This window comes from Amaricoccus sp. (assembly GCF_036846665.1).
In the GTDB taxonomy this organism is placed as follows: Bacteria; Pseudomonadota; Alphaproteobacteria; order Rhodobacterales; family Rhodobacteraceae; genus Amaricoccus.
Window position 1 is genome coordinate 1 of record NZ_DAIUBO010000171.1, and the last position, 8,594, is coordinate 8,594.

Here is an 8,594-nt window from a genome sequence, read left to right on the forward strand (position 1 = left end):
TAGAGCGAGGCGAGCCCGTCGAAGGGCAGGTAGAGCAGGAGCGCCAGCCCCTGCAGCACCGAGCCGAGCAGCAGCGTCCGCACCCCGCCGATCCAGTCCGCCAGCAGGCCCGAGGCCAGCCGGCTGACGATGCCTGCCGCCAGCATCAAGGAGAGCATCTCCGCGCCGACGGCGACCCCGTAGCCGAGATCGGCGCAATAGGCGACGATATGGACCTGCGGCATCGACATGGCGACGCAGCAGCCGATCCCGGCCAGCGCCAGCAGCCATTGCAGCGTCGCGGGGCTAAAGCCCGCCGCCATCGGCTGGGCGGGGCCGCCCGGTGCCCCGGAAGCCATCGCCGCCACCGGCAGTCGCCGCCGCAGCATGAGCGCCAGCGGAACGATGACCGCGAGGCAGATGACGGCGATGACGAGATAGGCCGCCCGCCAGCCGTCCTCCGCGAGAATGCCGCGCAGGCCGAGCGGCCAGATCGCGCCGGCGAGGTAATTGCCGCAGGCGGCGGTGGCCACCGCGATGCCGCGCCGCCGCCGGAACCAGTGCGAGACATCGGCAAGCAGCGGCCCGAACCCCGCCGAAGTGCCGACGCCGATGAGCAACCCCTGGGCCAGGGTGAAGTCCCAGATGTTGCGGCTGACCGCCGCCAGCCCGAAGCCGGCGGCGAGCGCCACCGCCGCCGCGGTCAGCACCACGGCGATGCCGAAGCGGTCGACGAAGCGTCCGAGCCAGAAGTTTCCCGCCGCGAAGCCGAGCATCGTGGCGGTATAGGGCAGCGAGGCATCGGCCCGGCCGACGCCGAATTCGGCCTGCACCGCCGGCAGCACCAGAATCACCGCCCACATGCCCACGCTCGCCACCGTGGCCGCGAGGACGGAGACCGCGAGCCGGAGCCAGGCATAGCGCCCGTCGAGATGCGGGTCGGCGATGGTCGTCATGGTTCGGTCCAGGGATCGGATGCGCTGGAAGCGGATCCTATTCCTCGCCCCCGGCTTCCGCCAGCACCTCCGAACCGTCGGCTCAGGCCGGCTCGGGACCCGCCGGCGCCTCGCGCGGCACGAGGGCGTGCTGATCGAGCAGGTAGCGGTCGAAGAGCGGCAGGCTCGCACCCCCGAGCGCCCGGGCGCTCGGCCCGATGCTCCCGGCCCGCAGCGCCGGCGGCTTGATCCCGGAGAGATCGAGCCCCGACAATTCCGCCGCGACGCGCGCCACGAGCCGATCCCGCACCGCCTCGGGCATCGCCCCGTCGATCACCGCGGCTTCGAAATCGATGATCGCGACGGCGGCGGCGACTGCATGGGCGATGCCCTGCGCCGCGCCCGCGATCCAGGCTTCCAGCTGCGGCTCGAACGGCGCCCAGTCCGCCCCGGCGTCATAGAGCGCCTCCACCGGCAGCCCCGCCTCGACGACCCGGCGCTCGAGCAGCACCAGCGAGGCCCGGTCGATGAGCTGCGCCGTGCCGCCCCGGCCGTCGGGAACCGGCATCGACCCCAGGGCGGCGGCATTGCCGGTCCGCCCGGTGAAGAGGCTCCCGTTCAGCACCAGCCCGCCGCCGACGAAGGCGCCGACGAAGAAATGGATGTAGTCCAGCAAGCCGGAATGCGCCCCGAAGGCGAGCTCGGCGCCACAGGCGGCCGTCGCGTCGTTCTGCAGATAGACCGGATAGGGCAGCAGGGCGGCGAGCTCGCCCCGGATGTCGGCGTGGCGCCAGGCGCCCATGGCCTCCGCCGGGGCGCCGATCTCCTCCGCCCAGTTCCACAATTCGAACGGCACGGCGATGCCGAGGCCCGCGATCCGCTCCGGATCGATCCCCGGCGTCGCCGCGCAGCGCCCGACCTCCGCGCGGATCGCCGCGACGATCTCGCAGGGGTCGGGGAAGGCATGGGGGCGCATCATGCGATGGCGGATCGCGCCCACGAAATCCACCAGCACCACCTCGAGGCTGCGCCGCCCGACCTTCGCGCCGATGAAATAGGCGCCGTCGGGATCGAGCGACAGCGGCACCAGCGGCTGGCCGACACGGCCCCGCCGCGGCGCCTCGCGGCGCAGCAGCCGATCCGCCTCGAGCTGGCGCATGATGACCGAGACGGTCTGCGTCGAGAGGCCGGTCGATCGCGCGATCTCGGTCTTGGACAGGGCCCCGTTGCGGCGCACCAGGGACAGGACGAGCCGCTCGTTATGCGCCCGCATCCCGGCCTGATTCGTGCCCCGCTGAACGGCCACGCCCAGTCTCCATTCGCCATGCCCTACATCCTGCTTAGCAGAAAAAATCACTCGGAGTGATTTATTTTTTGACAGCGGATCCGGAATCTGGTTTTCTGAGCGAACCGGACGGGGAAATGCGCCGGTGGGGAACATTCTTGGGAGGATGAATTCATGAGAATGCGCGTGATGCGCCGTGCCCTCTGGGCTGCCGCGGCTCTTGGAGCCTTGTCGGCTCCGGCAATGGCCCAGGACATCTCGGCCTGCCTGATCACCAAGACCGACTCGAACCCGTTCTTCGTGAAGATGCGCGAAGGTGCGGAAGCCAAGGCGGCCGAGCTCGGCATCGAGCTCAAGAGCTACGCCGGCCGTATCGACGGCGACAACGAGAGCCAGGTGGCGGCCATCGAGACCTGCATCGCCGACGGCGCGAGCGGCATCCTGATCACGCCGTCGAACACTTCGGCGATCGTGCCCTCGGTGCAGCAGGCGCGCGATGCGGGCATCCTGGTGATCGCCCTCGACACGCCGCTCGATCCGCCCGACGCGGCCGACGCCACCTTCGCCACCGACAACTTCAGGGCGGGCGAGCTGATCGGCAAATGGGCGGCCGCCAAGCTCGGCGACGCGGCAGCGGATGCCAAGATCGCCTTCCTCGACCTCGACGTCAGCCAGCCGACCGTGGACGTGCTGCGCGACCAGGGCTTCATGACCGGCTTCGGCATCGACACCAAGGATCCGAACGTGATCGGCGACGAGGACGATCCCCGCATCGTCGGGCATGATGTCACGGCCGGCGCCAGCGACGGCGGCACCAAGGCGATGGAGAACCTGCTGATCCAGGATCCCGACATCAACGTGGTCTACGCCATCAACGAACCGGCAGCGGCCGGCGGCTACGAGGCGCTCAAGGCGATGGGCCGCGAGGGCGACGTGCTGGTGGTCGCGGTCGACGGGGGCTGCCCGGGCGTGCAGAACATCGCCGACGGCGTGATCGGCGCGACCTCGCAGCAGTACCCGCTGAACATGGCGGCGCTCGGCATGGAGGCGATCAAGAAATTCGCCGACACCGGGGAGAAGCCCGAGCTGACGGAGGGCAAGACCTTCCTCGACACCGGCACGCAGCTGATCACCGCCGAGCCGGTCGAGGGCGTCGAATCGATCTCGGTCGAGGAAGGCCTGGAACTCTGCTGGGGCTGACCTGACCGACATCCGGCAGGCGTGAATGGCACCGGGGGCGGCGGGCGCGCCGTCCCCCTCCCGCAACAAGCCCAGAGGAGGAAAGCCAATGGCCTCGGGAGGCACCGACTCCTACGAATCGGCGGTCAACAAGAACGAGACCGTCGCGCAGTTCGAAGACACCCGGAAATCGCTGGGACACAGGATACAGCACTGGCTGCATCAGACGCCGTCCGCCGTCCCCATGATCGTGCTGCTGGCGTCGGTGATCTTGTTCGGGCTGGCGGCCGACAATTTCTTCCGGGCCGGGGTGCTGACCCTGATCCTTCAGCAGATCGCCGTCGTCGGCATCCTCGGCTGTGCCCAATCCATCGTGATCCTCACCGCGGGCATCGACCTCTCGGTCGGCGCGATGGCGGTCTTCACCTCGGTGATCATGGGCCAGTTCACCTTCCGCTACGGGATCCCCGCGCCGATCTCCATCCTCGTCGGCCTCGGGGCAGGCACGCTGATGGGCATGGCCAACGGCGCGCTGGTCGCCTACGTGAGGCTGCCGCCATTCATCGTGACGCTCGGCACCTGGCAGATCATCCTCGCCGCGAACTTCCTCTATTCGCAGAACGAGACGATCCGCAGTCAGGACATCGCCGCCGAGGCGCCCATGCTGCAGCTCTTCGGCGCCACCTTCCGCGTCGGCGGGACGACGGTGACGCTTGGGGTGATTCTTCTGGTGCTTGTGGTCCTGATCATGTCCTACGTCCTGCGGCACACGGCCTGGGGGCGACATGTCTATGCCGTGGGCGACGACGCGGAGGCGGCCGCGCTGTCGGGCGTCCAGGTCAAGAAGATGCTTGTTCAGGTCTATGCGCTTGCCGGCTTCTTCTGCGCGCTCGCCGGCTGGGTGATGATCGGGCGCTACGGATCGGTGTCGCCGGCGGCGGCCACCGGGCAGATCGGCAATATCCAGTCGATCACCGCGGTGGTGATCGGGGGCATCTCGCTCTTCGGCGGGCGCGGCTCGATCCTCGGCATGTTCTTCGGTGCGCTGATCGTGGGCGTGTTCGAACTGGGCCTGCGCCTGCTCGGAACCGACCCGCAATGGACCTACCTGCTCATCGGCGTGCTCATCATCGGCGCCGTGGCTGTCGACCAGTGGATCAGAAAGGTGTCAGCATGACCGAGCCAATCCTCATGGGGCGCAACCTCGTCAAGCGCTACGGCAAGGTGACCGCGCTCGACCATTGCGACTTCGACCTGATGCCGGGCGAGATCCTGGCGGTGATCGGAGACAACGGCGCCGGCAAGAGCTCGCTGATCAAGGCGGTCTCCGGCGCGGTGATCCCCGACGAGGGCGAGATTTGGCTGGAGGGCAAGAAGATCCAGTTCAGCTCGCCGCTCGAGGCCCGCGGCGCCGGCATCGAGACCGTCTACCAGACGCTCGCCATGTCGCCGGCGCTCTCGATCGCCGACAACATGTTCATGGGGCGCGAGATCCGTCGCCCCGGGTTCATGGGCGAGTGGCTCCGCATGCTCGACCGTCCGGCGATGGAGAAATTCGCCCGCGACAAGCTCAACGAGCTGGGGTTGATGACGATCCAGAACATCAACCAGGCGGTGGAGACGCTCTCGGGCGGGCAGCGCCAGGGCGTGGCGGTGGCACGCGCGGCCGCCTTCGGCTCGAAGGTGGTGATCCTCGACGAGCCCACGGCGGCGCTCGGCGTCAAGGAAAGCCGCAAGGTGCTGGAGCTGATCCAGGACGTGCGCTCGCGCGGCATGCCGATCATCCTTATCAGCCACAACATGCCGCATGTCTTCGAGGTCGCCGACCGCATCCACGTGCATCGGCTCGGCAAGCGGCTCTGCGTCATCGATCCCAAGGACTACACGATGTCCGACGCCGTGGCCTTCATGACCGGCGCGAAGGCCCCGCCCGAGGAGGCCGCCGCCGCGTGAGCCCGGGGCTGGCGGAGCTCGCGGAGGATATCGGGAGCAGGGTCCGCGGCGATCGCCGCCTGGTGGTGGCGATCGCCGGCGCGCCGGGATCGGGCAAGTCCTCCCTCGCGGAGGCGCTCGTCGCGGGACTCGGGAGGGAAGGGCGGCCCGGCGCCGTCCTCGTGCCCATGGACGGGTTCCATTTCGACGATGCGGTGCTCGAGGCGCGCGGTCTCAAGGCGCGCAAGGGGGCACCGGAAACCTTCGACGTCGCCGGATTCGCCGTGCTGCTGCAACGCATCCGCTCGGGCGAGGACGCGATCGCGATTCCGGTCTTCGACCGGAGCCTCGAAATTGCGCGGGCCGGGGCGCGAATCGTGCGGGCGGACCAGCCGATCGTCGTGGTGGAGGGCAACTACCTCCTGCTCGACCGTTCGCCCTGGGATACGCTCGCTCCGTATTTCGATCGGACGATCTTCATCGACGTGCCCGAGGCCGTGCTGCGCGAGCGCCTGATCCGGCGCTGGCTCGACCTCGGATTCGATCCCGAAGCCGCGCGCGCCCGGGCGGAGGGAAACGACCTCGTCAACGCCCGCCTGGTCGTGAGCACGAGCCGGGCGCCCGATCGCGTCTGGCGGCCGGCGGGCTGACCCGCGCCGGCGAATCGTTCGGACCGGGTCCCGGCCCTCGCCCTCCGGGCCGGACCGCAAAAAACCGGTATCCGCCATTCCAGGCATCGGTGCAGCCGGAACGCCGGATCGGCATTGCTCCTGCCACTCCAGCGGCTTGCGACCCGGACATGAGACGGCGGCTCCACGGACGGGTGGGCAGATCGGCAACACTCGGCAACCGTGATTCGGAATATCGGTTGATTCTTCCCGAACGGCTCTGGAATACTGCCAAGGCTGGAACGCCGACGTTCCGAATTCCGCGGTGCGTGCGACGATTTCATTGAGTGATGCGCGTCCGGCACCGGAGACCCCGAACCGGTGAGGTTCGGCAAGTGCGTTTTGGCGGGTGCCCGGTGCTCGAAAACCCGCCATTACGGTGGCCCCGCTGACCTTTGAATGAGGGGTGGGGTAGGTCGCCGGGGCCCCGTGATCTCCATCGTGGCGGATCACGGGGTCATTAACATCCAAGCCCCGATCCCGCGCAACCTCACATTTCGCGCCCGTCGCTCAGGCCCCGGATTCCGCCGTTTCCTGGCGGCTCCGGGGGGGCGCCGTTTCCGCTGCGTTCATCGCCCGCTTGGTCCGAGGAAACAGATATTTGCGTGCCGAAGTGCCTGTTGGGTCGCAGCTTGGCCGCGGGTCCGGCGGGGGTAGGCGGGAAATCGCCGACCCCCGGGCGCCGGGCCCCGGATCGCGTCGCGACGGCCGGGTGGCCCGCGTCCGCGGCCGTCCCACGCGCCCCGCGGGAATCAGATGCCCCAATTCTCGCGTGCCGCCCATCCCTCGGTACCGAAAGTTGCGCCGGTATCGCGCCCGCGCTTTACTCCGAAGAAATCCTCTGTCACCAAAGCGCACAGGATGGCGCGCAGTGAACGGGGCCATCGCCAGCGCGTAGCGGCAGTCGGGGGGAAATGCGTGAGCGAACGGATACGTGCAGTTTTGCTGCCGGCCGGCATCCGCGGTCCCGAAGACCCTTGCCGCCGGAACTGAACTTCGCCCGAAGCATGGGAGCTCGCAGTTATGGATGAACGGACTCAAGACATCGACCCGGTGGAAACACGGGAGTGGCTTGACGCGCTGGAAGACGTTATCAACAGGGACGGCACCGAGCGTGCGCATTTCCTGCTCGACAAGAGCGTGGCGGCGGCCCGGGCGAACGGGGCGAACCTGCCCTTCGGCGCGACCACGGATTACGTGAACACCATTCCGGTCGACCAGCAGCCGGCCTTCCCGGGCGACCTCGAGCTCGAATGGCGCATCCGCACCATCAACCGCTGGAACGCCATGGCGACCGTCGTGCGCCGCAACAAGATCTCCAGCGAATACGGCGGCCATATCGCGAGCTTCGCCTCGTCGGCGGTGCTCTACGACATCGGACTCAATCACTTCTGGCGCACCCGCAGCGATGCGCATGGCGGCGACCTGGTATTCTTCCAGGGCCACGCCATCCCCGGCATCTACGCGCGCTCCCTGATGGAGGGCCGGATCACCGCCGAGCGCCTCGACAACTTCCGCTCCGAGACGGGCGGCGAGGGGCTTTCGTCCTATCCGCACCCCTGGCTGATGCCGGATTACTGGCAGTTCCCGACCGTCTCGATGGGCCTCGGCCCGCTGATGGCGATCTACCAGGCGCGGTTCATGAAATACATGCACAACCGCGGGCTGATCGACATGGCCGACCGCAAGGTCTGGGCCTTCCTCGGCGACGGCGAGATGGACGAGCCCGAGAGCATGGGCGCGATCGGGCTCGCGGCGCGCGAGAATCTCGACAACCTGATCTTCGTGATCAACTGCAACCTGCAGCGCCTCGACGGCCCGGTGCGCGGCAACTCGAAGATCATCCAGGAGCTCGAGGGCGACTTCCGCGGCGCCGGCTGGAACGTCATCAAGCTGATCTGGGGCTCGGGCTGGGACGGCCTGCTCGAGAAGGACGAGAGCGGCAAGCTGCGCCAGCTGATGATGGAGACCGTCGACGGCGACTACCAGACCTTCAAGTCGCGGAGCGGCGCCTATATCCGCGAGCATTTCTTCGGCAAGTACCCCGAGACCGCGGAACTGGTGAAGGACTGGAGCGACGCCGACATCTGGGCGCTGCGCCGCGGCGGCCACGATCCGCAGAAGGTCTTCGCCGCCTTCGACCGCGCGGTGAAGACCGAAGGCCAGCCCACGGTGCTGCTCGTCAAGACCGTCAAGGGCTACGGCATGGGCGATGCCGGCGAGGGCCTGAACATCACGCACCAGCAGAAGAAGCTGGCCGAGAACCAGCTGGTGGCCTTCCGCGACCGCTTCAAGATCCCGGTCGACGACAAGGAGATCGCCAAGGCGCCCTATGTGACGCTCGGCAATGAGCAGAAGGACTATATCCTCAAGCAGCGCGAAGCGCTCGGCGGGCCCTTCCCGCTGCGCCGGCACGACAACGAGCCGCTCCAGATCCCGTCGCTCTCGGCCTTCGACGCGGTGCTGAAGGACACCGGCGACCGTCAGGTCTCGACGACCATGGCCTTCGTCCGGGTGCTGAACACGCTCATCCGCGACAAGAACATCGGCAAGCAGGTCGTTCCGATCGTTCCGGACGAGAGCCGCACCTTCGGCATGGAGGGCATGTTCCGCCAG

General features: G+C 68.2%; 7 protein-coding genes. 5 read left to right on the top strand and 2 right to left on the bottom strand.

The annotated features are described in order from the left end of the window. Positions 1 to 935 (bottom strand): MFS transporter (locus tag V7050_RS15100; protein ID WP_324410754.1); only part of this gene is annotated, 935 nt, incomplete at its 3' end. Between the two features lie 82 nt (positions 936 to 1,017). After that, entirely contained in the window at positions 1,018 to 2,220 is a 1,203-nt protein-coding gene (locus V7050_RS15105; protein WP_324367731.1) for an ROK family transcriptional regulator, read from the bottom strand. 168 nt (positions 2,221 to 2,388) lie between these two features. On the opposite strand from V7050_RS15105, the gene V7050_RS15110 reads away from it, so the two are divergent. From V7050_RS15110 to aceE, 5 genes are all read left to right on the top strand, one after another. After that, positions 2,389 to 3,399, top strand: a complete 1,011-nt coding sequence (locus tag V7050_RS15110) for a sugar ABC transporter substrate-binding protein (RefSeq protein ID WP_324367755.1) — start codon at positions 2,389 to 2,391, stop codon at positions 3,397 to 3,399. Positions 3,400 to 3,487: 88 nt separating this feature from the next. Beyond that, positions 3,488 to 4,555, top strand: coding sequence for an ABC transporter permease (locus V7050_RS15115; RefSeq protein WP_324367729.1), 1,068 nt, complete (start codon positions 3,488 to 3,490; stop codon positions 4,553 to 4,555). After that, positions 4,552 to 5,331 (top strand): ATP-binding cassette domain-containing protein, encoded by a 780-nt coding sequence (locus V7050_RS15120; RefSeq protein ID WP_324367727.1) that lies wholly within the window; start codon positions 4,552 to 4,554, stop codon positions 5,329 to 5,331. The genes V7050_RS15115 and V7050_RS15120 overlap by 4 nt, the downstream gene beginning before the upstream one ends. After that, positions 5,328 to 5,960 carry a nucleoside triphosphate hydrolase gene (locus V7050_RS15125; RefSeq protein ID WP_324367725.1) on the top strand — a complete coding sequence of 211 codons (633 nt, stop codon included), beginning with the start codon at positions 5,328 to 5,330 and terminating at the stop codon, positions 5,958 to 5,960. The genes V7050_RS15120 and V7050_RS15125 overlap by 4 nt, the downstream gene beginning before the upstream one ends. Before the next feature lie 1,041 nt (positions 5,961 to 7,001). Beyond that, a partial coding sequence (aceE, locus tag V7050_RS15130) for a pyruvate dehydrogenase (acetyl-transferring), homodimeric type (protein WP_324410756.1) occupies positions 7,002 to 8,594 on the top strand: 1,593 nt, incomplete at its 3' end.